Source organism: Photobacterium sp. J15, from assembly GCF_963870815.1.
Classification (GTDB): domain Bacteria; phylum Pseudomonadota; class Gammaproteobacteria; order Enterobacterales; family Vibrionaceae; genus Photobacterium; species Photobacterium marinum.
This window is the reverse complement of sequence record NZ_CAWMUI010000003.1, coordinates 47,174-72,013: the sequence shown is the minus strand read 5'-3', so window position 1 is coordinate 72,013 and position 24,840 is coordinate 47,174. Positions and strand designations below refer to the sequence as shown.

Annotated in this window: 22 protein-coding genes and 2 pseudogenes; 8 read left to right on the top strand and 16 right to left on the bottom strand. The window is 41.3% G+C overall.

Features of this window, described 5'->3' with window-relative positions; translation table 11 throughout:
• Positions 1–228 precede the first annotated feature (228 nt).
• A complete protein-coding gene (locus tag AACQ93_RS25225; RefSeq protein WP_064609868.1) occupies positions 229–1,179 on the top strand; it encodes an IS110 family transposase in 951 nt (316 codons plus the stop codon).
• 28 nt (positions 1,180–1,207) lie between these two features.
• On the opposite strand, the gene AACQ93_RS25220 is transcribed toward AACQ93_RS25225, so the two are convergent.
• The 3 genes from AACQ93_RS25220 to AACQ93_RS25210 form a co-directional block, all read right to left on the bottom strand.
• Positions 1,208–1,864: a GIY-YIG nuclease family protein gene (locus AACQ93_RS25220; protein WP_064609866.1), complete on the bottom strand. Its 657-nt coding sequence runs from the start codon at positions 1,862–1,864 to the stop codon at positions 1,208–1,210.
• A gap of 485 nt (positions 1,865–2,349) precedes the next feature.
• Positions 2,350–2,649 carry a hypothetical protein gene (locus AACQ93_RS25215; protein WP_007468096.1) on the bottom strand — a complete coding sequence of 100 codons (300 nt, stop codon included), beginning with the start codon at positions 2,647–2,649 and terminating at the stop codon, positions 2,350–2,352.
• Between the two features lie 873 nt (positions 2,650–3,522).
• On the bottom strand, positions 3,523–4,104 hold the full coding sequence (locus tag AACQ93_RS25210; protein ID WP_064609864.1) for a hypothetical protein: 582 nt from the start codon (positions 4,102–4,104) through the stop codon (positions 3,523–3,525).
• Positions 4,105–4,684: 580 nt separating this feature from the next.
• Here AACQ93_RS25210 and AACQ93_RS25205 point away from each other — a divergent pair.
• Together AACQ93_RS25205 and AACQ93_RS25200 are read left to right on the top strand one after the other, a co-directional pair.
• On the top strand, positions 4,685–5,449 hold the full coding sequence (locus AACQ93_RS25205) for a winged helix-turn-helix domain-containing protein (protein WP_084419532.1): 765 nt from the start codon (positions 4,685–4,687) through the stop codon (positions 5,447–5,449).
• A complete protein-coding gene (locus AACQ93_RS25200) occupies positions 5,433–5,915 on the top strand; it encodes a hypothetical protein (protein ID WP_036800816.1) in 483 nt (160 codons plus the stop codon). The genes AACQ93_RS25205 and AACQ93_RS25200 overlap by 17 nt, the downstream gene beginning before the upstream one ends.
• Positions 5,916–6,142: 227 nt before the next feature.
• Here AACQ93_RS25200 and AACQ93_RS25195 read toward each other — a convergent pair.
• The 4 genes and pseudogenes from AACQ93_RS25195 to hipB all read right to left on the bottom strand — a co-directional run bounded on the left by AACQ93_RS25195 (position 6,143) and on the right by hipB (position 9,617).
• Positions 6,143–6,624: pseudogene (locus tag AACQ93_RS25195) on the bottom strand (tetratricopeptide repeat protein).
• A gap of 89 nt (positions 6,625–6,713) precedes the next feature.
• Complete coding sequence (locus AACQ93_RS25190; RefSeq protein ID WP_064609858.1) at positions 6,714–7,190, bottom strand: hypothetical protein; 477 nt, start codon at positions 7,188–7,190, stop codon at positions 6,714–6,716.
• 868 nt (positions 7,191–8,058) lie between these two features.
• The gene (locus AACQ93_RS25185; RefSeq protein WP_064609855.1) at positions 8,059–9,369 is read right to left on the bottom strand and encodes a type II toxin-antitoxin system HipA family toxin; all 1,311 of its coding nucleotides are present in this window, start codon (positions 9,367–9,369) and stop codon (positions 8,059–8,061) included.
• Positions 9,369–9,617, bottom strand: coding sequence for a type II toxin-antitoxin system antitoxin HipB (hipB, locus tag AACQ93_RS25180; RefSeq protein ID WP_064609850.1), 249 nt, complete (start codon positions 9,615–9,617; stop codon positions 9,369–9,371). Before hipB ends, AACQ93_RS25185 begins: the two co-directional genes overlap by 1 nt.
• Positions 9,618–10,379: 762 nt before the next feature.
• Between hipB and AACQ93_RS25175 the strand changes: the two genes are divergently transcribed.
• Both AACQ93_RS25175 and AACQ93_RS25170 read left to right on the top strand, forming a co-directional pair.
• The gene (locus tag AACQ93_RS25175) at positions 10,380–10,664 is read left to right on the top strand and encodes a type II toxin-antitoxin system RelB/DinJ family antitoxin (protein ID WP_007468083.1); all 285 of its coding nucleotides are present in this window, start codon (positions 10,380–10,382) and stop codon (positions 10,662–10,664) included.
• Positions 10,661–10,939 (top strand): type II toxin-antitoxin system RelE/ParE family toxin, encoded by a 279-nt coding sequence (locus AACQ93_RS25170; RefSeq protein WP_064609848.1) that lies wholly within the window; start codon positions 10,661–10,663, stop codon positions 10,937–10,939. Before AACQ93_RS25175 ends, AACQ93_RS25170 begins: the two co-directional genes overlap by 4 nt.
• A gap of 104 nt (positions 10,940–11,043) precedes the next feature.
• On the opposite strand, the gene AACQ93_RS25165 is transcribed toward AACQ93_RS25170, so the two are convergent.
• The 4 genes from AACQ93_RS25165 to AACQ93_RS25150 all read right to left on the bottom strand — a co-directional run bounded on the left by AACQ93_RS25165 (position 11,044) and on the right by AACQ93_RS25150 (position 15,739).
• Entirely contained in the window at positions 11,044–11,475 is a 432-nt protein-coding gene (locus AACQ93_RS25165) for a GNAT family N-acetyltransferase (protein WP_064609847.1), read from the bottom strand.
• A 125-nt stretch (positions 11,476–11,600) separates the two neighbouring features.
• Positions 11,601–11,936, bottom strand: coding sequence for a hypothetical protein (locus tag AACQ93_RS25160; protein WP_064609842.1), 336 nt, complete (start codon positions 11,934–11,936; stop codon positions 11,601–11,603).
• A 211-nt stretch (positions 11,937–12,147) separates the two neighbouring features.
• The gene (locus AACQ93_RS25155) at positions 12,148–14,385 is read right to left on the bottom strand and encodes a DUF6035 family protein (protein ID WP_064609840.1); all 2,238 of its coding nucleotides are present in this window, start codon (positions 14,383–14,385) and stop codon (positions 12,148–12,150) included.
• A 511-nt stretch (positions 14,386–14,896) separates the two neighbouring features.
• Positions 14,897–15,739 (bottom strand): hypothetical protein, encoded by an 843-nt coding sequence (locus AACQ93_RS25150; RefSeq protein WP_064609838.1) that lies wholly within the window; start codon positions 15,737–15,739, stop codon positions 14,897–14,899.
• Between the two features lie 352 nt (positions 15,740–16,091).
• Between AACQ93_RS25150 and AACQ93_RS25145 the strand changes: the two genes are divergently transcribed.
• Entirely contained in the window at positions 16,092–16,787 is a 696-nt protein-coding gene (locus tag AACQ93_RS25145) for a hypothetical protein (RefSeq protein ID WP_007468076.1), read from the top strand.
• A gap of 141 nt (positions 16,788–16,928) precedes the next feature.
• Here the strand turns inward: AACQ93_RS25145 and prfH are convergent, their stop codons facing one another.
• From prfH to mobI, 3 genes are all read right to left on the bottom strand, one after another.
• The gene (gene prfH, locus AACQ93_RS25140; RefSeq protein ID WP_064609837.1) at positions 16,929–17,543 is read right to left on the bottom strand and encodes a peptide chain release factor H; all 615 of its coding nucleotides are present in this window, start codon (positions 17,541–17,543) and stop codon (positions 16,929–16,931) included.
• The gene (locus tag AACQ93_RS25135; protein ID WP_064609835.1) at positions 17,540–18,682 is read right to left on the bottom strand and encodes an RNA ligase RtcB family protein; all 1,143 of its coding nucleotides are present in this window, start codon (positions 18,680–18,682) and stop codon (positions 17,540–17,542) included. Before AACQ93_RS25135 ends, prfH begins: the two co-directional genes overlap by 4 nt.
• A gap of 901 nt (positions 18,683–19,583) precedes the next feature.
• Positions 19,584–19,844: a conjugative transfer protein MobI(A/C) gene (gene mobI / locus AACQ93_RS25510; RefSeq protein ID WP_064609833.1), complete on the bottom strand. Its 261-nt coding sequence runs from the start codon at positions 19,842–19,844 to the stop codon at positions 19,584–19,586.
• Between the two features lie 1,272 nt (positions 19,845–21,116).
• On the opposite strand from mobI, the gene AACQ93_RS25130 reads away from it, so the two are divergent.
• Together AACQ93_RS25130 and AACQ93_RS25125 are read left to right on the top strand one after the other, a co-directional pair.
• A complete protein-coding gene (locus AACQ93_RS25130; RefSeq protein WP_064609831.1) occupies positions 21,117–22,628 on the top strand; it encodes an AAA family ATPase in 1,512 nt (503 codons plus the stop codon).
• A 67-nt stretch (positions 22,629–22,695) separates the two neighbouring features.
• Positions 22,696–23,172 (top strand): hypothetical protein, encoded by a 477-nt coding sequence (locus AACQ93_RS25125; RefSeq protein ID WP_084419530.1) that lies wholly within the window; start codon positions 22,696–22,698, stop codon positions 23,170–23,172.
• Positions 23,173–23,575: 403 nt separating this feature from the next.
• On the opposite strand, the gene AACQ93_RS25120 is transcribed toward AACQ93_RS25125, so the two are convergent.
• Positions 23,576–23,977 (bottom strand): H-NS family histone-like protein, encoded by a 402-nt coding sequence (locus AACQ93_RS25120; protein WP_064609829.1) that lies wholly within the window; start codon positions 23,975–23,977, stop codon positions 23,576–23,578.
• Between the two features lie 140 nt (positions 23,978–24,117).
• Positions 24,118–24,713: pseudogene (locus AACQ93_RS25115) on the bottom strand (tyrosine-type recombinase/integrase).
• Positions 24,714–24,840 lie beyond the last annotated feature (127 nt).

Sequence of the window (24,840 nt, the reverse complement as noted above, 5' to 3'; positions counted from 1 at the left end):
GGAATCACTCTTAAATGCTTTGTATGGATAATAAAACCGACTTGAGGGTAAAGTGAGACCCAGGCTTTAGCGGCAACTAAAGCTTTCTATACAGTAGTTCGATTGATGCCTGGTTCCTCTGTCGAGAGACCGATAACAAACGTGAACACTGTATAGGACTCCAAGCACAACACTCGAATAGTCTACTGGGTCTCGAACCCGCATTACGCAATGCAGAGTTAGCTTATTATGGATACTTCAACAATTCAAAACATTAACATCGGCGTCGATACCGGAAAGTCTCAGCTCGATATTTATATCCGACCTCTCGACACCTTTTTCTCTGTTTCTAACGACGACAAAGGTATTAAACAAGCCATCAAAACCATCAATCAATACTCACCACAACGGGTCGTTATTGAAGCTACTGGTCGATTAGAAATGCCCTTCATTCTTGCTTGTGCTGACGCCAATATTCCTTATGTCATCGCTAACCCTGTTCACGTTAAGCGCTTTGCTGGCGCCATCGGCCAACGAGCAAAAACTGATAAGCTTGATGCCAAGCTCATCGCCCACTATGCCGAAGCTATACAGCCAGCCTTAACCAAGCTCAAGCCTGATTCCATGCGGCTTATGGCGGATTTAGTTGTCCGGAGAAATCAGCTTCTCTCGATGCAAACCATGGAGAAAAACCGACTCCAAATTATGCCAAAACAACTGGCTATGACTATCAAACCTATCCTGACCGCATTTAAAAAACAGATAGAAAAAATCGAAAAGAAGATCGTTGACCTTATTGAAAGCTGTCCCGAATATCAGGCCAAAAATGTAATATTACAAAGCATTCCAGGGATCGGTAAAATCGCCGCCGCTTCTATCATTAGCAACCTTCCCGAGCTCGGCTATATCACTAATAAACAAGCTGCTGCACTTGTCGGGGTCGCCCCCATGAGCCGGGAAAGTGGGCGCTATAAAGGACACAGAAAAATACAGGGTGGTCGAGCCCAGGTTAGAACAGTTTTATACATGGCAATGATGTCTGCCATGCAATGTAATCCTATATTCAAAACCACTTATCAACGACTCCTAGCTGAAGGCAAACCAAAAAAAGTGGCAATCATTGCCTGCGTCAGGAAGATGGTTATCATCCTAAATTCGATGTTGAGAGATGGCGACTTATGGGATGCCAAAACAGCTTAAAATTATCTGTTGACGCCATAGTCGTTTGTTAGGCGCGATGTGGGTTATATTTTTCATTTACCTCATTTGCGCCTTCGTCATGAAATAAGTCTGTAGTGTTAATAATAGAGAAGGGGTCAAAATCACTTATGAACAACTGTGCATTAAAAGATATCGACGAATCAGGTGAAAAGTACAACTCTCTTTCACCTTTACCACCGGTGATGAACCCTAAATCAGTGCGAGTAATGATCTGATCTACTAAATAACCACCGACTTCTTTTTCTTGGGTGATTTCTAGCCATACCCGCTCTCTTGGCTGAACGATACGAACCGAAACAATATCAGGTTTAATCCATTGAGCGTATTTTGACATTAATCCTTCGGTTATATCTATAGCAGAGAATGCATCTTCCTCTGATGTGTTCCCAGCAAAGGTTTGCAGCAACTTTATAGCTTTGTCTAAAGGATACCTAAAAAACTCTCGATTATTATTGACTCTAAAATCAGAAAGCTCTTCGTGAATAGCTTTTTCGGCATGATTGTAGTCATCACAAAACAACTCAAATGCTACGTGATAAGGTGTTGGGACTCCTGTTTTATATAACTCTCTAGCCCTTGACCTACTATCTCTACGAGTCTTGCCGATTTTTAATAAGCCGGGCATAGATTCATTTATCAAAATATATACGTATCCTGGATTCACAAGCTTCTCCTATCTCGCCTAACATTTTACTCTACGAACCATGTTCGCATATCTCGACAAAGTTCCACTTAAAAGAAGAGCAAACTAAAATATCAATACGCTACCGCCCTCAAGAATGAACCTGCCTAAGTCTGTTTTTCTGGGCATTTTACTGTTTGATGTACTTATTTCTTTGACATTGATCGGGTTGCGTAACTTTTAACTTTATCGAGAGGGTTTCAAACTTAGAGGTCTTACCAATTACTCGGTTCAAGAGCATCGTTGATTTGGGAAATCGTTTTAATATCTATAGGTAGGATGAGAAGTTTCTGCTTTGAACCGCGGGAGTTAACTTTCTAGTTAAAAGAAATATGCCGGATTTAATTTTAATCGTATCGAGCAACACTGTGCAATAAAACACATATATGTATCAATACCCGCTTTTTCTTTCACTAGTCTCCTCATCAGGATTTGGGTTTAACTAACGTAAAGACCTACAGTTAAGATTAGCCCCAGGTTTTATTGGTCTTGGCGTAGCGTACCACCTGATAAACCGCTATATTTTCGTTTGTTAGCCACACGATAACTTCGGGTATACACTGAATGGGCAATTCTATTTCGTATCCGTGAGATAACGTTTCTATTTTTTCAGCTGTTTCAGGACCAAGAAATTCTGAAATAACATTTTTAAATACCCCTTCGAAGTCACGAACTTCAAAATATACACGGTAAACGTCTGAGGTATAATCCAATGGCGTTCCTATCTCCAAGGTTTCATATTCTGGGGTTGCATCAGTATTTTTCATCTAGCTTTATCCTTAAATAAGAAATCTTTAAATTAGATTACCACACACAATACTAAGCAGTAGAGAACTATTGAATCTCAATTAAAATTTAAACCGTACGGACCCTAAGTAGTAAATGATATTTAGCAGCTCAGCTAAAGGTTTTCATGAAAAATTTGTTACATAGCATAAATGATAGCCAGCAATTTTACGTTTATAGTGACTGAACCGTGTCCGAATCATGTCCGAATCATGTCCGAATTTTTTATAGAAACAGATAATTAAGACGAATTTCGATTAAAAAAGATTTTTTTCAAAAAAAGACAGATCAAAGACTTAAGAAAAGGACACGAAACGGACATGATCTGGACACAGTATGGACATGATTCGGACAATCAAACGTTAGCGTTATTGAAAATAATATCAATAGGCAGAACCATTGAAACACCAATATCGCGTGTGACATATACATCGCCCGATCTTTCAAATTAAAATATTTTAATTTTTTAATTGATTAGAATAATTTTAATAAAGCTGGCTATGCCAGATTTTATCAATCCAAATTTTCGCGTCAAGGCACTTGTGGCAAAAATGTGCGTCGGGGGTGGCTGGGAGTGGATGGGAACGAGCTAGCGGGGGTGTCCCCCTAAGAAGCGGCAGAAAAGATTGAGGGAAACTTGAAAATCAAGGTGGTTTTTACACATAGTAAGTATTAAAGTCACAGATAAACAAAGCTAGTAATTATCATCAATGACAGTAATTAAAGTCCATCAAAACAAATTACATTTAGAGTAAATACAATTCAATGATGAACTGCATATTGTGTTTAAAAACGTCATAAAAGAATACATAATCAAATAATTGTTATATATTCTTCTAAGTGTCTTTATATTTCTAAATTTTTAGCTTTATAGTAGAATTATCAGTTGATTTACCTTTCACGTCAGCACCAGATCCAAAAATAAAATGTGGCGCCGCAGTAATTCTACTGCTTCCAGTTTGGTGTCCACGGGCTTTAAGCATACCAACACCACCCTTATAGCAAACCAGGTTACCGCTAAATCCCCTAGACCTTAATTTCTTGGCTAATTTTTTTCCAAAGGATTTTGAGAAGAAAGTGATGTTGTTGCCGCTGAAACAAGCAAGCACATGAATAGTAAGATTATAGTTTTTTGCATGTGTTAAATTATAAGCAAGTCTATCGGCTAACTCAGATGCGGTCCAAGTTACATGCTCTGCATCATTAAGTTTCCAACTAATCATATTTGTTGAAAACTTATGTCCATGTCCCACAACAAAGAGGTGGTCGTTCAAAGTTATATCTTTCCAATTCGCATTTCGACGATTTGCCCCGGTGCGAGTACGCCCTGCAGGCGAACAATCATCAAAAGGAAGTATTGAATCAGCTCTGTCCATCCTACTTATTGTATCTAGATGCCAGTTTTCATCTCTAAATGGTAACCAATAATAACTCATTACTTCGCAATACTCCGTTAATTGCCATCAAAACGTTATCTTTTCAGCGTTGAGCCTAAATTCAATTTTATTATCACTTTCCTATAACTCTTCGCTTAAGTAGATATTTTATATTCTCTTGAATGTATGAAAAAAATCCATGTTTTTCGCTCAATACCTAACATCGTTAAGGTTGACATGTCATAGCTTGACATAAACCGCAATCGTATTGATAAACGTTGGCAATAATAACGGCATTATTAACAATAACCACATCATAAATCAGACAAATACAGGCATCTTTATGCCAATATTCTAATTTTGAGTGTTTAAAGCTATCTGATTTCAAATGTCAGTCAAAATGATAATGTATATGAAATCTGATAACTACAGAAGGAATCATATTTTTTCATTGCCATAATTTGGTAATAATCAGATAAAAATCTAGAAACAATCACTCTGAGATCACAATAATCCCCTACGGCTTTAAATTGGTCGTGATTATCAACAGATGATGCTGTTCAGTCTTCAGCTGAAGTAGTATTATAGATGATATTTATATTAATAAGAGTTAATCTAAAACGTGTGGACATTTAACCCAATGTCATATCATCAACTGACGAACCCGTTAAAACAGCGAGCACGGAGACTCAAATCAACTGAGTGTGAAATTCTTCAGATGCTTATCCAACATGAGGGAGAGTACGTCAGCAGAGAAACGCTACTTAATGAAGTTTGGCGAGGCAGGGTTGTTTCTCATGAAAATATCGCGCAATCAATATCTCAACTTCGTATAGCACTTGATGATAACGGAAAAGAGCAGAAAGTCATAAAGACAAAACCTAAAGCTGGCTATATGTTGTTACCTGACCACATAGAGGTTCAACATACCCGACCAGCCCCAGAACTACCGGAGGCCACCGTTCCTTCATCAGCTCTAGATGACAAAAATGTTGAATTAACGCTGCAACAAAAAGTCATTACAAATTTACTGTCAGCAACGGTAGTAAAAGATTGGCCATTTTACGCGCTGTTTATAATAGCAAGCATGAATATTTTTTATACTCACGACCTATTTTGGAATGCAACGAATCCGCCTGAATATAACACCACTACATACCAAACTAATGGTGTCATGTTTATCATTGATCACCACACTGCAAGTCTGAATCTTTATCAACATATAGAGAAACAACTACCTGAAAATATTCACAATGTAATGATATCCAAGAATCCTGACAGTTTTTACGTATCCTGTATCTTCACGAATAAAAAAACCGGTGAGAGAAACACAAAAAACCTATCATTTTCCGTTGAGTTAAGTTTTGATTACATTCAGGAGAAGATTGTTGAAAAGTGCAACTAAAGTATGTGTTGGTTTATATGCAACCATCTCACTATGTGTATTACTATATCTTACATATACAAATAATATCTATACACCCAAGACTATAGGGCAATTTTCTGCTAAAACTCTTTATTCCGATAAGTTTATCTATTCCACAGATGAAAATGATTACTATAAAGAAATTAACAAGATAAAAGAAAATATACTCGGTTTCCGCACGATTACAGCCTCAATTGCAACACTTGAGACTGATACGATTTTTCATACAGCCTATTTCGTTTTATTCACAAAAAACAATACATTTCTGTCTTATCCTCGTGATGACGACAAATACAAGGAGATGATTGAAACTGATATTGTAGAAGCCGCACAGCAACAATACCCTAAGCTAGAATTTTTCAAAGTTATTTATGAAGATGGTAAGTTTGTATGTACGTCCAGTATCAACTCTCATACCACTACATGCAGAGAAATTATCCGGTAGTAAAATATCATGGCGTCAGTTCTACTAAAAAAAGAAATAATCCCAAAGTCTGTGATGACACCTCTTCTAAAATCATAGAGTGTGGATTTCTGCGCTAAGTATGAATGGCTTAGGTTCTATGTATGGCGAAGTCACAAAAATGCTAATTACAATATACTGCAAATAGCTATGTAAAAATAACCACAATAGACATTCCTACTAAGCTAATAGCCACGCCACTGAAAAAACTACCAAGTGCGATCCAAATCTTCAGCATAGAGCGCAATTGCCCTTTTATACTTTAAAATTGCTGCCTCATCAGTGGTCTCAAGCAATAGATTCAGTAATAGCGCAGTTGCCTCTTTATATCGGCCTATGTTGTATAAACACATAGCGTAAAATGGTTTAGCCTCAATCGCATCAGGGTATTGGTTTATGATGTTCTCAAAAACAACTATCGCCTTTTCGTAAAAGCCTAAGCTTCTGTACGTACTAGCAAGTCCAAATAAGCCATCAAAAATCTCAGTCTCTGTTAAATGGCCATCCAACGCCTTTAAATAATGCTCGATGCTTGAGCTTCTTTCCCCTGATTATCAAATGACCAAGCCATATGTAAATGTGCCCGACCTTTTGTCGCTGGAGTTGACAGCAGTGGCATCAGCAAGGCGCGGCTTGCCTCAAATGCACCTTGCTTTCGAAGTTCAATAGCCTGCTCTAAGATATCCTTCATTTTTATATACCCTTTTTTCTACTTGGTTACACCAATACCACTTAGACTGCTTAGAAATGCTAGGAGTTTCAATGAGTGGCAAGCCACTATTATCGCATAAACTGAAAACACTGAACGGAATCTGTCGAAATATTTGTGCTACAAATAAATTTATCTCGATTATAAATAATTTGGTAAAACTCCTCATGCTCATGATTTAAAAGGTGTGCTTCACTAAAATCATGCTCAAAGTCGTCACCGGTTACATGCTCATGCGATTTAGTTTTAAGTGAATACACATCGTCACTCCAAAAAAACAGGGATGACGTTTTATACGACCTTTTTTTAAGCGTACTTCCTATAATTGATGAATCCACATCGTAATAACCGAAAAGCTTCTCTTCAAAGGTTGTCATATACTTATACGTCTCTATCCCTTTGGGATAGTGCACACGCTTTTCAGAATAAATGGTTTGATTTACCTTATCCCCTAGCGCCATCTCTGAGTATTCGTTGTTCTTATAGAGAATTACAGCAAGAAGAATAAATGCACACAGGATATATATCTTAATAAATATTTTTATCATACACGTCACTAATTAATGCAACTGCATTAAACAACAACTCATAAGTAACCTTCCCCCACAGGAACATCAACATGGTCCTTTTCACCCTCAGAGGGAACAAAGCTGCATTTGTGGGCACTTATGCCATTATTGTCATTTCCCCAACAGCGAGAGGAGCAATGACTTCTATTTTCTTCATTCTATCATGTAGTAGAAGTAAGGCAGTATTTGAAAGAGGCAAAACCTTTGGCAAACACGATCTTCTTTGCCAAAATCACAAACAGCCACAACAGCTCTTTTAAGAACAAGGGATTAACAGAAGGCACAAATGCGCTTATTAGTTACGAACGAACTAACTAACTACGGAGTATCTTGCAATGAGGTATCAGCTTTATTGCCAACTGGCCATTTTCGTTTAGATCAATGAATATTGGAGCTTGGCAATCCAACCACCAGCACTGGGATATCTCACAAACTCTTAATGAACTAACCCCATACATCAGCAGCTTATTCTGACAGAAAGTAGTATAGGCATCTTTTGATAAAAAGCTTTTCACTGGCAGTTAGTGGGCGAGCTTAAGCCAGACGTATTAATTGCAACAGATGTAAACCACAACTACGAAGCAGCACCAGGAATTGGTAACCGCAAAATGCCCCCTCTTAAGATGGGTGACGCCTTTACCATTGGCTGCGGCTCTGTTACCTAAGAATATACTAGCCAGAGGCGCATATGACGCCTCTGATTTTTTCTTACAGGTCAACGCACAAACCGTCTTTTTTCATTGTCGCATTCACAAACAAAGTAGGTCCGGTAATTTATATAGCTCAAAGCCTCGTCAATATTTATAGCATTGGAAGCGACTTGCTCAGCATTGGGGCAATGCGAAGCTTATCCTAAAGCTAGTCGCTTAACTCGTGCAAGTGAGTGCTCAAATATTACTTTTTTTATATTTGCGGGAAAGTTTTCCGGTAAACGCTTATCAAGGCGCTCTATCGCTGCTGGTAGCGCCACAACAAAATCATCAAGTATTTCACTCATTCGCTCTTTGCTGAAACCAACATCACTAGCAGTTGCGATAAAGTGACGAGCATAGATCTTATCGATTTGATATTTTTTGCCTTTTGAAGCTTTTAGCCCCATCGCCAACTTGAGTTTACGAATATTTAATCCTGAGCCACCGACAATTGGATAGGCTGAGAGTATGTCGTAAAAAGGAGTAAGCCGATACGCCCCACCTTGTTCCAGGTAAATTGAAAAGTTCTTCGCATGCCCATCGGTCGCTCCAACAATCCACTGGAACACCTGAAAACGCATAAAATCATCTCGGTCCTGCAATGCGTTACTAGACCCCATCAGAAGCGCCATGATCTCTTTAATACTCGCACCACCATCACTTTCATATTTAAGTGCTGACGGCTTACCCTGAGCCTGGCAGATATCTTCCTGAGGTAGCCTAATCAACCAACTCGAATCCTTAGCCCAACGTCTGTCAAAACGCTCGACAGCGATGGCCTTCATCTTGCCCGCGCGCACGATTTCAACTTCCGGCACCTTAAAGCCAAGTTCCCGGGCAAGCTCTATGCACAAGAATTCGTTTTCCACACTGTCTTTCATATCCAAAGTGGCATGAGGCTGACGAATTTCACCGATAGGTAATTTAATAATGTGGGTCGTTGGAGTGCTACCATGTGGAACACACCATGTTTGACCGATGCGTAGAAGTGCGGTTTTCTCTTGTGCACCGGCCACTGAAATCCTGAACTCATCATCGTCTTCAAGCATCCCGAGCGGCGCATTTGACATGTAAGCCGATAGAATACGCTCAAGCCGTTCTTCTGACAGCTCTTCATATTCCAGCTTTTTGACATCCTGAATGGCGTCCGGGGGAAGCAGAGTGATAGCGCCAACACTATCTCTCCCGATCATTGATAGTAAATCAAATGCCTGAGTTGAATCAGCATGATGCCTAGCAACAATCTTTGCTCTCACTTCAGGAAGATCTGGCAATAGATTATCAAAATAGTTGATTACTGAGTCTGATGTGATCTTGTCATATTGTAGAGGCAGTGAAAGCGATAAAGCTCGCGCACGATGGCTGTTAATCCATTCTGGCGAGTATCGAAACTGATGGGCACCATTAGACTGTTTGATAAACTCGCCCACCAAATCATTATTCATGTAAGTGAATAACTTCTTCATCACCAATCCTCATCATCTTCAGGCTCAACATTGATCTTTTGGCTTTGCACCACAATCTGTAACTCAACTTTCAAAGCTTGAAGAATCTTAAACAAGGTAATTAATTGAATTTTATCTGGATTATTTTCGAAATTGGAAATAGTTGATTGTTTCACGCCAACACGCTTAGCCACATCTTCTTGTGTCCAGTTGTGTTGGAGTCTTAGTAACCTTAACTGGTTAGCTAACTGTTTTGGGCTGTAAATCATCAGTAGATATCTCAAATCTCGTTATCCTCACTAAAGGATAATTAAGTTCATATCCCCTGTAAAGGATAAAGGAGAAGTTATCCCCACAAGGGGATAGAGACAGAGGTATCCCCTAGTAAGGATAATATGTGCTAACTGCGCCAGAGGATATGAGTGAAGATAGCTTAACTTTCGCAGAGGTTTTGAATTACATCATTTGATTTAACTCACAACGTGCAAAGCTTAACCTGATATTGAAATTTATTTAGCTACTGAAGTGTAGTAATAAGGTGTACGGATGTGATTACAGAGGGAGACTGACGGACTAATTACAGAGGGGCTTTATCGTTCCAGCGTACCCAGTCTCCGCATGGAACTCTCAACTGATAATCATCGCTAAGCAGCAGCTAGCGATGATTTTGCTCTATCTACTCGTAGGGCCACCGTATTAATTTTATGCCTTAGCCAAATACACCGAACCGTAGACTGGCTTATCTCTATCCCGTGCTTTTTCCTTAGTTGGGCTGCGATTTGAACTTGACCCAGATGCGGATTTTCCAGTGAGAAGGCGATAACCGTCTCGTTGGATTAAAGAAAGTATGGGTAACGCCCGATTAAGGTGTGAGGCATGCAATACCCAAGCCTCCGCATACCACCTTAATCACTAAAACCAACGCATAGTAAAAATGCCACACGTGCCGAATCACTCTTAAATTGTTTGTTAGTTGCCCATCTCAAAAGCTAGTGCTAACATTTGTACACACACAAACAAAGGAATACATCATGGACACTAGAATTCAATTTCGTGTTGATGAGGAAACAAAACGCCTAGCTCAACAAATGGCTGAAAGCCAAGGTCGCACACTGAGTGATGCTTGCCGTGAACTTACGGAACAACTCGCTGAACAACAAAGAAAAACATTATCTCACGATGCATGGCTAACTGAACAAGTAAACCTAGCATTTGAGAAGTTTGACTCAGGAAAAGCAGTTTTCGTTGAGCACCAAACTGCTAAATCTCGAATGGAAGAGCGAAAAGCCAGGATCCGCAATCGAGGTAAGCAATGATTTTATGGGAAGAAGATTCACTTAATGACCGCGAAAAAATCTTTGAATTTCTCTATGATTTCAACCGTGATGTCGCAGAGAAAACTGACAGCCTCATCGAAGCAAAAGTAGAAAACTTACTAGAGCAACCTCTTATGGGAGTACAACGGGGTGGTATCCGCGGACGATTGCTCATTATTCCTGAGATTTCAATGATCGTATCGTACTGGGTTGAAGGCGATATCATCCGAATTATGCGTGTACTCCACCAGAAACAAAAATTCCCTATGGATTGATTACTCCATCTGGGGACCACCTTACCTAAACCATTGTGCCATTCACACTAAACTTGACCTAGAATGAAAATGCCAAGCGTTGAGAATCACTCTTAAATGCTTTGTTATATTTGTTTTGCCAGTTCGACAAATTCTTCAGTAGCTTTATTACGCTTATAACCGAGCTTATGATAATAGCTAACAAGCTTCTCATGTCGTCCGTCTTGTGAAGAACATACAGTTACATAAAGGAAAGTATTCTGTTGAGCATAGTTTTGCTCAACATATTGGATTAGGCTCTTACCAATTTGATTCCCTTTGTTTCCTTTAGCGACGTAAACTAAATCTATTACATTTTTTCCTTGCTGTTCACCAGCTAAAGCAAATCCAACACTTTCATTAGATTCTGAGTTAATGGCGATACAAGCAAAGCTAGCAAAGGAAGCTGCTGATTCAGAATTTGTACCCAAAGATTCTGGTGCTTCTCTTTTCCATTCACTTATCAAACACCCTATATCTTGATGACTAGCTTCAACTGTAACAATATTGAGATTCATTGTTGTCCCCACAAAATATAACGCCTGCGATAAGGTATGCCCCGCTTAGCTAGCAAAGCACAGTGAACATCATACCAAAACCACCGAGGGCAACGGCTTACCATGATTACTTGTTATGCTTGCAATCATATCGTGCAATTTACACTTTTAGAGTAACTATAGGCACTTTTGACTGCGTTTTTCTTGATATAGTGCTCCATGTTTCTCTTTCTCGATTCGTCATTTGAACCATTAATCCCTGTTGGCTCTGAAATTAAATAACCATATGGGCAAAGCTCATTAATCTTTTCCTCGAAAACACTATCGATTTCATTATTTGAGCTCGTTAGTTTCTTTTCACTAATAGCTATCAAATTGTAGCTGTTATCACTAACTTCGTAGATGTGCACCTCTATTGGTGCAACCTGGCTAGAAGTACACCCTGTCAAAAGTATCAAACTAATCAAAGCTGAAAGTTTCATTTTTCTCCTTAGAACATAACAAAGTATTAGGCTGCATGCCTGCTTTCACGTAGCTACCGTACTGGTACTTAAGTGCAAAAAACCCATAAAAACTAGACCATCTCAGACAATTGAAGATGGTAAGAGGTGCTTCATCAAGACGGGAGCCCATGCGAGCGAACGATGGAACGCGTCGCACCATCACCCGGCGGGAGCCAAAAGCAACAATGCGTCAGGTGATAGGCTCGAAGGAAGAGCTAGTCCGTATCTCTTCATAACTCTTAAACACCTTACATAACCAATCCAACTGCTTGCCATAACGCTTATAAAACAATCTTTTAATATCAATTTCTTTTGCGTCTGTTTGAAATGATGAGGCATAGAGATCAAAGTCTTCTAATACTTTTTTCGCAGCCAGACAGTCATCTTCATCATAGCTATACCCTTCTCGGCTAACCTTGCTGAAGATGTCGGTCAGAGCCTTACAGATGGAGTCAAAAAAAATCGTGGCAGCCTCTTGCGCCAGACCCACATAGCTATTCCGGAGGAGTGGCAGATATTGCAGAGACTCATCCTTACAACCAAGCAGTGTGGTTATCGCCACTGGCATACCTTCCGAGCACTGAACAAGCAGAGGAAGAGTATTATCGTAGTCAGTATTTCTGTCCCACACTGAAAACTTAGCAAAGTCCTCCCGGCCTTTAGCCTGATAACGACGCACCATTGTTGTCATTAAGTTATTGGCCTGCTGCCTGAGGCTGGCAATCATCAGTGAATCATTCATCCCGAGAATCTCATCCAATAAACCCGGTCTCAACTCGGATTTTGTCAGCTCTGCGGCCAGACGACAGTAAGCAAGATAGGCAGCGTGGTTATCGAACGCAGGAAGTAATTTTTCCAGTAGTGACTGCAACTCCACTTCTTGAAATGCTTTTGTATAACGGATTAGCGACATTACCCGCTTCCGGCTATCAGATAACCACTGATCCGATTGCTGATGTGCCAGAGCCAGTTGGAGCGAGTCAGTATATTCAATAATGTAACAGTGATGACAGTTATGACAGACAGACTTCAGCCGACTTGCCGCCTCATCCAGCTCAAGCAATTTCAACTGTCTGAAGAGTTGCCGTCCTTGGTCACTGAACTCACTTTTTGGATCCAGCGATTTTCCCCGGATTTGTTTAACAAATGCCCGAGCCTTTTCCTTCAACTCCTGCTGCTGTACCTCTTTGGCTGCTTTCTCACTGAGGTAACTGTCTACAACAGCTTGCACTTTGCTTTCTGCCCTTGCTATAACCAACCGGATCCGCAATGTTCGTGGGACAGGAAAAACATTCAGCTTATCCCCACTGCATTGCTTCAGTAATTCACGGCATTGTTCAACAAGAACATCATTCATCGGCACCCGGCGGAGCAAACGGCGAAGCTGGCTGAGATCCCGACGGATGCTACTGAGCACAGACGCCTGTTGCTGGCGTTGCTCCTCTTCTTCCTGCCGGGCAAGAATCTCCCGGGCAGCATCCAGATGAGTTTTAGCCTGCTGCAACTGAACCGCCGTCATAACCCCGAACGGTAATCTTTCCTTAGGAGAAAGAGACAGCGAATGCATACTCATGATTTGGCGCTGATAAGTGATATCGATAGCTCCAATCGTCTCATCAACCTTGAAGTGCGGGTAGACCACCTCCAAATTCAGAGCCCCCTCAGATTCACTCTGGCTGATAGCAGCTTCAGATAACACAAATGCATTAAACTGAGCACCGTCCTGCCCTAACCTTTCTGGCGGCAAATCTTCGCGGTAATTAGCACCATAGAGCAACAGATGAAATGTCGAACGGTTCTTCTCTTGACAATCAGGGCTGAACAGCCAGACCAAGTTGTATCCCAACTGACGGTAGAAGCGCTGACGAGCAAGGGCGGTTTCAGGGTTCAGCCACCAACGGGTCAGTTCAAAGACCCAGTGATTACCATCCTTATCGCAACAGTAAATATCTGGCTTGCGGTGGGTATTAATCTCGTGGTCTCGCTTGAAGATATAAGGCTGCATTGCCACTGAGTCCGCATCAATACGCGGATCGCCGGACAAAATCTCCGCCACTTTTTCCTTATGACTGAGATGCCAGTCCCCCTCACCACGAAAGACTTCATTGTATAACTTACGCTGCTCACGATCAGGATGACAAAAAGGACAGTCTTCAACTTTCTGCTTATGCTCGAGGGATTTTGTAAAGTGACGGAAATGAAGGCACTGCGAACCTTTACCTTCATGTGTCCCCCCGGCTAAATGTACGGGTACCAGGCAGTGCGCACAACGGTAACGGTTATTATCTTCTGCGATTTCCTGACGGGTAATCCCGTTAGTTAAATCTGAACCTTTTTTGATTTGTTCTATTAATCGACGGGCCAAGATAGGACGGGTATGAGTACTCGACAATATCTCCCAACCGTTATGATCACTGTGATTACTCATCCCCCCTCCCGGTAAGCGCAACCTACTAATATCAAAAACTTACAGCCTGCCTGTATATTTAACCCAGCGCGCCTTGCAACTCAAGTGATTGCATATTAAGACTTACCTGCCTACCCGATCCGTATCAAGTTATGAGCTTCAGCGCCAAAATTTATTTCGAATAAGGCCCGGAACAACAAAATAACGTGACACCGTCACTATACAAATTCGACTGGCGGCTCCTTCCTCTCAAGCTGACGCTCAGAGAAGACCCATGACTTTCAGACACAACTCACCGCTTGCTGGCCGATTGTACTAACCGGCAGCAGCCACCCTGTCACAACTCCACACTCCTAAAAAAACCATTCAAAGACGCAGTTCACGATAAGTCGCAGCCAAAGCAACCTCAGCGTAAAGTCAAAGCAATTGCGTAACCGCCATACTACCCGTATAGACAGTCGTAACTTGTTAGCACAACACTCAAACTTTCGCTGAGGTGTAGCCAGATCCAACTAAACCACAAACACTGCACCTAACTTTGAATATTTTGTTTCTTAAGTGATTTAGCGAGATCTAATGACATCAACCACTGTGTATTTAAGTGATGCCCCGCTTTAGGAACCTTGATATGTGGCTGGTCTAAGGCAGAGTTCATGCCACCAAACCAGTCAAAGGAACCAATCAGCTGAGTCGTATTACTCATCCCATCCGGCAGATTGACGACAGCCCCAACAGTGGTCAGTTCAATATCCTTAGCCCGACTCCAGGCAGCTTCATCCCCACTACTGGCAATATTACGTAACGCATAAGCAATACTCAGACAGCCTTTAGAGTGACCCAGCAGTGTGCGTACAGTTCGTCCTTCCTCCGTCAGCAGCTCTATAAGGGTCTGAGTATCAGGACTCTTCATCTGATCCTTCGCAACTTGCTTCCAGAATTCGCTGAATGCACTTAGCTGCCCCTGATCACAGCTAATCTGCCGTTCAATAGCCCCAAAGAAAAACCAACCACCTAGAGCTTCCTGAAACAGATCAGCCATGCCATAACCAGAAACAATCACCCCAACGGGCTCACGCAAATGGTTGGCCAGTGTCCTACCCAAAGAAGCCGCCCCCAGATCGGAACTCCCCACCCCAGCAACAGCGAAATGGCTGAGTTTATCTCCCGGAGCTTCCCTCAACCTCGCAGCATCATCAAACTTCGTCACCCCCTGTTCAGGCCCATCCGGAGTGACCAGTAAAATACTGCCTTCCAGGCTAGTCTGCTCAGTCAAATAACGACGCTCAGAATCACTGAGGTTGCCGACATCGTAAAAGAGACCATCAAGCAGGGTATTTCGTACTTTCAGTGGTTGGATGTAGTTGGCTGTAAACATACTCGTTCTCCTTTTCTCATTCATGTAAAATGAAATTCAGGCCCTTGTTCCTAAAGCGGCTCTCTAAAGAGAAAGAACTTAGCCCAGATTATGCGGTCTCTCAGTTACTCCCAGGACAGACAGCCCATCGCTTTGACGGGGCAATAACCCACAGATTGTCGCGGATCTGCCTTCAGATTAACTATTTTCCTCTATTGTTTGCCCTTTTATCTCAACTGATTTGATATCGCCCGCATATACACCAAATTGTACATGCCGATTGGATATTTTGCCGTTTTCCTGAAGTAAAGGTCGATGTACTAACGCTACATCCAGAACATTTATCTGAACAATCAAATAAAAGGAAACAAAAATGGCCAGTGCATTACATGAGTTGCAAGAAACTCTGCTTAACCTCAAAAGTTCAGTAAACCTTTGGACAAGCAGCCTTAACAAAGCCGTTGTTACGTCCTCAAATACTGTAATGATTGATGAAAAAACAGTACTGAACAGTAACCTTGGCGGTCTGGGAGCCTTTGTTGGTGTATGGGAAGGACTGAGTGCGCCAAAATCGATGAACGAAATTGTTGGTTTGACATACCTAGACGGAGTATCTCAAGGGCAGTTTGCCAATAAAACAATCGAAACCAATCATGCCGGTGTCAATTTATTAGATGGCCTTTACAGCATTGGGCTGTTTATGCGCCAAAATGACGTTACTTCTCTGGTCGCCACCGCCATATTAAATCAGTCCACCCCGCTGAACTATCAGTCGACCTCTGTCTTTGTTCAAAACGCGACAACACAAAATATTAGCGTGAGATACCAGATACCTGAAAATCTTTCACCACAGTCACGTTCTGACTGGATTTACCTGTTTAAAGGTGATCAACCTGTAATGAATAACAGCGATTACTTACGCCATGTCAGTGTTGGTTCTTCTCCTGCAGGAGTGCTTAATATTCAAGTAGACGATATCGTTCTCAAACCAGGCAGTTATATTGTGCAATACAATCCTGGTCACTCATTAGCAACAGTGGGCGCCGCCTACTCGTTTGTTATTGAATAATCAACTGTATTACCGTTGCTGAAAAGTGACACACCAAAATTACCCGCACATCGGATAGAGCAGAGAACTATCAAATATTCGATTGCGAGCATTATTGCACTAATAATTAAGCCGGCGATGTATACCGCCGGCTAATAAAGATTACGCTTCCTTGAACCTCTCCCCTTTAAACACTCGGACAGGATTTCCGCGTTCGAGCTGCAAGTGTGCCAGCCAACGCTCTTGGGCTTGAGCACTGACCTGCTTCTCCCTTAACTCAGCCAACTTGTGAGCCAGTAATGCCTTCGCAAGACGCTTATTCGCATGCTGACTGCGCTCCGTCTGAACCTTGACACTAATACCTGTCGCTAAGTGCGTCGCATGCACTGCTGAGTTGGTTTTGTTCACATGCTGCCCACCTGCACCGCTGGAACGGCACGCCTGGAAGGTAACTTCGCTATCTAAAACAGCGTCAGCGTCTTTGAATAAACGACAGCTGATAAACCAGTTCTTACGACCATGCTTAGGTCTCAGTGGACTTTTACAGACCCACAATACAGACCCAACCCAACGCGTTGTAAGAGTTGTTGAAGCATCGCCATCAAGCCCAACCAGGACTGAACGCATGGAGCCTTTCACCGGCCCTTCAAGAGCCTCCAACACCGTTATTGTCACCTTTTGCTGTATCGCTTCCTTCTCAAGCTGTCTTAGCGCCTGCTGAACAGCCAAACAGCATTCTGCTGGACCTTGCCCAGCACTGAGTTGCAACATCATCATCCCTGCGTCCCTCTCGTCTTGTAGGTCAACACAGGACGAAATCGGGCGACAATATCGATTAACCCAGCCTCGCTCATCGCACTGATAACGTTGTCGATAGATTTGTACGCCTGAGGCGCTTCCTCGTACACCAGCTCACGACTGCCGCAGATAACACGACCACCCAGCTCAGTACGCTTCATCTGCTCCACCGTGTACTTACGCGATAGCCGCGCCTTGCAGCCACTGCGGATCCACTTACGCCCGGCGCCATGAGCCAGAGAACATAAGCTGGTGTCACTAGGTCGGGCTTGCACCAAATAGCTGTAATCACCACGAGAGCCAGGGATCATCACCATCCCTTGCTCTGCAGGTGTCGCCCCCTTACGGTGAACCCAACCTGCGCCAAGTGAATACGGCTCAACAAGGTTATGATTGACGTCCAGAATCATTTCACCACGAGCCTTTAGGTTTGATAAAAGCCTTCTGGCAATGAACTCACGATTAAGTTCAGCAAAGCGCAAAGCATGATTGTGACGCTCCACATACTCATGGAAAGCGTCCGAGCCAACATCCAGCCCTTTATGAGAATACTTATCTACATGCTGCCTGAGGATCTGCTCACCTAACCCACGTGAACCGCTGTGTACCAGCAAACAGAGATGTTTAACACTCAGGTTTACCGCAGCGAGTTGCTCCGGCATATAGACTTCGTCAACCATTTGTAGCTCAGCGAAGTGATTACCCCCACCAATGGTTCCCAGTGCCGAATCAAACACACCAGGCAGAACCTGCTTGTCTTGTTGGCGCTTCCTGACCATCTCTTGCCAGTCATCGCCTAAAGGCTGATCGATATTGCCCAATAGCTTTTCGAGCTTATCCAGCTTAGTTTTGTACACAGCTAGATCCGTAGACCAAACAGCCATACCACAGCCAATATCATTGCCTACTAGAGCCGGATAGATATACCCCTCACTCAAGAAAGCTGCACCGATCGGATAACCGCGCCCGGGATGCAAGTCAGGCATTCCCACAGCTCGGATCACACCAGAAAGTTCAGAGGTTTTGATTAATTGTTGGATCGCATCGCTTTCGATCCAGGTGTCCCCGCGTGCAACCAAAGAGGCTCGCGCAGAAACGTTTTGAATACAGTTGCCCATAGTCCAATTCCATACAGAATTTGAATAGATATATGTGAATAGACAAGCCTAAGGCTGGGCAACAAACAGAGAGGTTGGATTAACCCAGACGAGGCTTGTAAGAAGATTTATTACGTCGCATTGTCGTTCTCCTTATCAAGTTGAGTGAATATTAGTCGGGCGGATACTAACGTAATTGCAGTTGTTATGCAAACACCAACCACGGGCCTGAAGAGCTTACCAGCGGAGGTAAACAAAGTGTGTTTGAAACTTTCTCGGTACAAACTACCAAGCTACGCATAAAACTTAAAACAGGACAAAAGCGACTTAGAGTAGGTTGTCAGATCTAGTCGTGTTGTTAGTTTGTAATTGCTAGCTACAACCGCATAAATCGAATACTTCTCATCCAGATGCACTTTTCGGAATCTCCACATATTGCGTTCCGGCATGTAATTAACTTAAATTCATTTGCTTTCGTCATGCCAACCCCATTCAACATTAGAGTTTTTCTGGTTTTATGTCGGGTTTGGCTGAATGTACGACCAAATCATCCTTCAGATACTCCCCCAAACGCTGCCTGACGACTTTAAACTGTTTAGGTTACAAGTCACTAAAATATAATACCGGAAAGCACCAGAGGCTTTTTAGGGCGCTTCAGCGCCACATGGAAAATCTTTAATTCCTCCTGCGTCAGTTAACCATTGACTATACGTTCGATGCGAACTTCCTTTTATCACAATAAATTTTGAAGTGTTTAAGCGAATTGTTGCTTGTAGTCGCTGATGGACATTTTGCTGACTTCTACCCGCTCGTAAATATTTACGTGTTCAAACTCAACACCTTCAGTCTTTGTCAATTCAGTTAACACTTTGTGCATAAGGCCAAGTTTTTTCAGCTTCATCCTATTGGTAGAAAGGCTTCTTCAATACGCATTGATAATTTCCAGCTCCCATTCACCAGCACACTTAAAATCACCACGTTTGTATCCTGATTTGGATTTTGGTTGTGGGACAGTCTTCAATAACCTGTGACGCCTCCCTGACTGAACTACCCACTTGATTTGATGCCACCTGATTGAAAAGTTATAACGTGGAAACATCACCTGTAATTCATACGTGGTTTTCTCCGACGAATCGACCTTTCTTTGTGAACGTACAACTCCCCTTTTCGCAACATCCCTCATCCCCGCCTTCTGTACATGGATGTAAAACGAAATTCTTCATCAATTAAATCGTAAATATTTTTTTGTAGCTACGCGATTTTTTCCATCACTAAAATCCTCCCTCTAGCAGTTTAATAAATAACACTACTAGTCTACTGAAGTGACAAATGACCACCTATTTGTCTCTAACAAAAAGCAGCAACTCTATTTGTCTCTTAGAAAATGACGAGTCTATTTGTCTCTAGCTATATATTAAAAATGTAGTTTGTTTTTTTGACGATAAAATGCCAAATTTCTTCAAAAAAATGAGGCTTTATTATGGATATAGCGACAAACAATTAAGCTAACAACTCAACCATACTAACCAATTTTAACCATTGGAGGTGTGTTACATTTCAATATAATCGCAAAGAAACACATTCAATAAAACACCCTGCTGAATTTTTCTCTTCTGAAAGTTAACATTACAGTAATCACAGGGTGAAAAAACTTGTTAACTTAGCCAGCGAATTAAATACAGGCTAGATTCAATCGTTATATTAGCATTTTACAAATGCTGCATTGGGTGGTTTTAAACAGCACTCAATTAAAAATAAAGCTTGGAGATTTAGCATCTACGATTGCATTAAAGATGTTGGCATTATTGATTTTACCACCGTGAAATCAATAACATTACGTAAATCAAGTTCAAAAAAACACTACAATATGCGTTGGATTTAAATACATTCTCATTGGTTAATAATAGCAAAATGCAATACGACCTAACTGATAATTATAGCAATGAACAGTAAAAGCCACAGTGAAAAGCTATAACTTTCCATTAGTTTTTATAGTTATGTCTTAGTGCATTTGCCTTCCAAGATACAGATTTTGGGTACTGATTATTTTCCTATTTATAGCGATTAGCGTTAGGATCACCTGGCTCTGAAACTCACAATTGGACAAAAATTTGCCAGCCTATTTGCTAAATTAGCAATCCATGAATAACTTCAATTATGGCAAACCTGAGTTGTGAGGGGGTATTGCAAGTAGTATACTGGCGCTGATTATCAACAGGTAACTTTATGTACATCAATAGGCTTGATTGGTGCAGATTAAGTAAATGGACGACTAATTTTATAACTTTAAAGTGGTTAGATCATGAAGTAATGAGATCTTACTTTACTGACACAATACTTAAGTTTTCATGCAAAAAAGTGGAATTGTTTAATATACATAATACATAGGTTTTATGAGAGGATTCTCTAACTATGCAGAAGACTCAAACAGTAACTATTTAAGCTAAGAACCAAAATGATAATAGATCCAGATATACTATTTGTTGGTAACAGTAAAACTAAAGATACCGACGGAAATGATTTTTTGACCTTCCCAGTATTCAAAAGTCTAACAGGAATAAGCTACGACTTTCAGCCACGATTCTTACCAGAAGATCCACAGTCACTTGAAGAATGCCTAAATTTGGCTTTTGATCGTGCAAGAGTCGAAGCAAACCGAGTTATCGCAGATTTTGATGGTTTCGATTGGGATAAGCTCAAGCGAGAAGATAGTCGTAACTATCTAAACACCAAATTATTTGTTGAAATGTACGAAAAGCGTTTGGCAAATATTAATGATGCAGAAAAGCACAGAGAGACCCTTGATACGTTTGGTAAGTTCAAACTACTCAACTATCTGACAATGCTATGTGAAGAGGTAATCTTTTCTTTCAGAAACGATGACTGGACAGACTTGCGCAAATCTAATAAAGCAGTAGGTACCAAAGACTATATCTTCTTTTGCAAATATGTTCAGCGTGTTCATGAGCTTTCTATTAACGTTCGAACCAAGAAATATATTGATAAGATTGAAACTCATCTTAACAATGTCCGTAATTACATGAATAGTGATTATCTAACAAGCCCATTTGTTCCAACTTCATCAAATATAACTGGAAGTTATCCCATCACAGGTTCTTCGACGCAAGTCGTTAGCTCAAAGCCTGTTAAGGACATCAACGAGCTACAAGAAGAATTGAACTCTATGATAGGTCTTCATACGGTTAAATCCCGTGTAACGGCCCTAGTTAGTGAGATTGCGATAAAAAAAGAACGTGAGGCTCATGGACTACCCATTAGTGAACGTAGCTACCATATGGTTTTCACTGGTAATGCTGGTACTGGGAAAACCGTTGTGGCACGTATTATTTCCAAGATGTTCTTTGCTCTCGGCCTAACCAGCAGTGATAAATTTATTGAGGCTACACGTAGTGATCTTGTTGGTGAGTATGTTGGGCATACTGCAATAAAAACCAATGGAGTGGTTGATAGCTCTTTGGGTGGAGTTCTGTTTATTGATGAAGCATATGCATTAAAAGGGGAAGGGAATGACTTTGGTAAAGAAGCCATAACTACCCTTATCAAACGCATGGAAGATGACAGAGATAATCTAATCGTTATTATGGCTGGTTACGAAAATGAAATGGAAGAGCTTATGGAAAGCAACCAAGGGCTACGCTCTCGCTTAAACCGTAGGATTCATTTTGATGACTACGATAGCAATGAGCTTACTGAGATATTGAAACTCAACTTTGAAAAGAATGCCTATGTACTCGATAAAATGGTTAGTGACGACTTATTAAATATGATAGTGGGTGTTAACGCTGAAGACAAAATAAAGTTTTCTAATGGTCGGGGCATCCGTAACCTGTTTGAGAAAATTATCGAAAACCAAGAGTTGAGGATGTGTCGCAACGGCAGAGTAGGAAAACTAGACAAAGATAGCTTACAACTAATTAAGTTAGAAGATATTGCATCTGTCGCCTAATTTTGATCTCAGCGATGGTCACCTCCTTACCAAGATTTTTCTGTCAGTGACAATGGTAAAGTCAAAAATGAAAACATTCTTATTATATGTTCCAATGATGTTATTAAGTATAGACGTGTTTTCAGCACAACTTTCCTCTGCTGATGAAGTCGCTGCGTTTAAGACCGCAGGCTATCGTTCAGATGGCAAGTATTGGCGTAGTGATTGTCATGAACTTAGCCCCTCATCTTCGGGTGAGATAACAATCGTACGAGATTTAAATGGTGATAGCCTACCAGAAGTGCTAATCACTGAGGGTAGTACTTATTGTTATGGTAATACTGGCTATCACTATTCTCTCGTCAGTAAATTGAATAATAGTAGCTGGAAGCTAGTCACCAGTGGAGTTGGAATACCTACGTTTATAGCAACTGAGGATTCTCACGGTTGGCCAGATATTGAGGTAGTAGGCACGGGGTTCTGTTTTCCTGTTATGCGTTGGAATGGACGTAATTATGTATTTAATCGGTATCAATATGATAATGTCCTTTGTTCTCCACAATAATTAATGCCACTTCTATTGATAAGGTCTTATGTAAGGTCGTTTAAATTTGATTTAACCAATATCAATTTTATTGGAAAGAAACAGAGATCAGCTCTCACACATGATTTTGGATCTAGCGCTCCTGAAACTACTAGATCCAAAGTCACCAAACATAGCGCAACACTTGCTACTAGGAGAAAGCGAGCGTAGCTGACACTTAGCAGCCCTCTGCATCCTCGTATAAGCAGCGGTATCGCTAAGCAACATTATCAGCCTGTGAATGAACAATTACTCTAAATAGCTTTGGGGCAGAAAAGATTTACAAAGGAAGTGAACTGTTATGTCAGATAGGTGATAATGAAAAATATCAGTTAAACATAAGGTGAGTTCAAGTGAAAGCCCCAAAAATAGGGCTTTACACCTATTAAATCAGAAAATCATCTAGTGGTTTTCCTTCGTTTTCAATAGCTTCTTTCAGAGGCGCAGGCATGCGACCTTGGCCTGTCCAGGTGCGCTCTTTACCATCAACGTTGAATTTATACTTAGCTGGACGAGTTGCACGCTTCGCTTTTTTAGGTGTGTCGGCTAGAGTTGCTAGCAACTCTTCTGGGGCGATACCATCTGCGATCAGCATATCGCGGTATGCCTTTAATTTTTCTTCTTTTTCCTCCTCTGCTTGGCGAGCTCCTGCTTCAGCTTCTTCACGCTCGGCAACCACAGTTTGCAGTTTCTCAAGGGCCTCTTGAAGTTGTTCTAACGTAAATTCTTCTCGTGCAGTAGCGCGCAAAGAACGCAGGTTTAATAGTGTCTTAAAAACGTCACTCATAATTTAAATGTTCATAGTAAATAAAGCAGATACATTACATTAATTTCGGTAATTAGACTATTCACGATTAATGACAATAACACTTGCAACGCTTTGAAACACAGGCTTTTTAGTGTATCAAAAAGCCTGAATTGCCATCTCTAGCAGTCGGTTTGCTCTGAAAGCCTCAGAGCATCTTCCAATTCAACGCCAAGGTCACGGATTGTATTATCTAATTTAGAATGACCCAACAAGAGTTGCACAGCCCTGATATTATTTGTCCTAGCGTAGATTAAAGAGGCTTTAGTGCGACGTATGGAATGCATTCCATAATAATCTGCATTCAACCCCAGTTTACTCGCCCAATTCCTGATTATTGAACGATAAAACGAGTAGCTTATAGGTTGCCCCTTTCGACGAGCACTAGGAAAAAGGTAACTACTTGCTTCTAGAAGGCTGAATAGATCCATCGGCTGATACTTTGCTGCGTTCTTGGCGTGCTCTCGTAATGCACATCAGTACCAGTTTTCTGCTGGATGCATTGCACCCTCTCGTAGATCACTCCTTGGGATGATACATCGTATACGTTGAGTTGAAGTAAATCGCTGGCTCTCAATTTACTATCAATGGCCAGATTAAGTAGTGCAAGCTGCATCAAATCTTTCTCAAGCACTAATCGAGTTCCGATTCGCCAGATTTCTTCAAGCTTGAATGGCCTTTTTATGCCGCCACATGCCCCTGATAATTGCTTCCTCATATTGACCTTCTTTCGAATCTTATTGGCCAACTAGGATTTTAGGAAAGCTAGCATGACGTTCTAGCTAGGAAAGTCATGGACATAAATGATTCAGCCTAGTTAGGCGGCACGCAACTCTTTCTGTTGG

Coding starts and splice junctions, on each gene's coding strand:
- AACQ93_RS25135 (WP_064609835.1), bottom strand. CDS start 18,682: ATGGGCAACTGTATTCAAAACGTTTCTGCGCGAGCCTCTTTGGTTGCA.
- prfH (WP_064609837.1), bottom strand. CDS start 17,543: ATGATGATGTTGCAACTCAGTGCTGGGCAAGGTCCAGCAGAATGCTGT.
- AACQ93_RS25155 (WP_064609840.1), bottom strand. CDS start 14,385: ATGAGTAATCACAGTGATCATAACGGTTGGGAGATATTGTCGAGTACT.
- AACQ93_RS25160 (WP_064609842.1), bottom strand. CDS start 11,936: ATGAAACTTTCAGCTTTGATTAGTTTGATACTTTTGACAGGGTGTACT.
- AACQ93_RS25205 (WP_084419532.1), top strand. CDS start 4,685: ATGTCATATCATCAACTGACGAACCCGTTAAAACAGCGAGCACGGAGA.
- AACQ93_RS25130 (WP_064609831.1), top strand. CDS start 21,117: ATGATAATAGATCCAGATATACTATTTGTTGGTAACAGTAAAACTAAA.
- AACQ93_RS25165 (WP_064609847.1), bottom strand. CDS start 11,475: ATGAATCTCAATATTGTTACAGTTGAAGCTAGTCATCAAGATATAGGG.
- AACQ93_RS25215 (WP_007468096.1), bottom strand. CDS start 2,649: ATGAAAAATACTGATGCAACCCCAGAATATGAAACCTTGGAGATAGGA.
- AACQ93_RS25125 (WP_084419530.1), top strand. CDS start 22,696: ATGAAAACATTCTTATTATATGTTCCAATGATGTTATTAAGTATAGAC.
- AACQ93_RS25210 (WP_064609864.1), bottom strand. CDS start 4,104: ATGAGTTATTATTGGTTACCATTTAGAGATGAAAACTGGCATCTAGAT.
- AACQ93_RS25170 (WP_064609848.1), top strand. CDS start 10,661: ATGATTTTATGGGAAGAAGATTCACTTAATGACCGCGAAAAAATCTTT.
- AACQ93_RS25185 (WP_064609855.1), bottom strand. CDS start 9,369: ATGAAGAAGTTATTCACTTACATGAATAATGATTTGGTGGGCGAGTTT.
- hipB (WP_064609850.1), bottom strand. CDS start 9,617: ATGATTTACAGCCCAAAACAGTTAGCTAACCAGTTAAGGTTACTAAGA.
- AACQ93_RS25150 (WP_064609838.1), bottom strand. CDS start 15,739: ATGTTTACAGCCAACTACATCCAACCACTGAAAGTACGAAATACCCTG.
- mobI (WP_064609833.1), bottom strand. CDS start 19,844: ATGAGGGATGTTGCGAAAAGGGGAGTTGTACGTTCACAAAGAAAGGTC.
- AACQ93_RS25145 (WP_007468076.1), top strand. CDS start 16,092: ATGGCCAGTGCATTACATGAGTTGCAAGAAACTCTGCTTAACCTCAAA.
- AACQ93_RS25175 (WP_007468083.1), top strand. CDS start 10,380: ATGGACACTAGAATTCAATTTCGTGTTGATGAGGAAACAAAACGCCTA.
- AACQ93_RS25190 (WP_064609858.1), bottom strand. CDS start 7,190: ATGATAAAAATATTTATTAAGATATATATCCTGTGTGCATTTATTCTT.
- AACQ93_RS25120 (WP_064609829.1), bottom strand. CDS start 23,977: ATGAGTGACGTTTTTAAGACACTATTAAACCTGCGTTCTTTGCGCGCT.
- AACQ93_RS25225 (WP_064609868.1), top strand. CDS start 229: ATGGATACTTCAACAATTCAAAACATTAACATCGGCGTCGATACCGGA.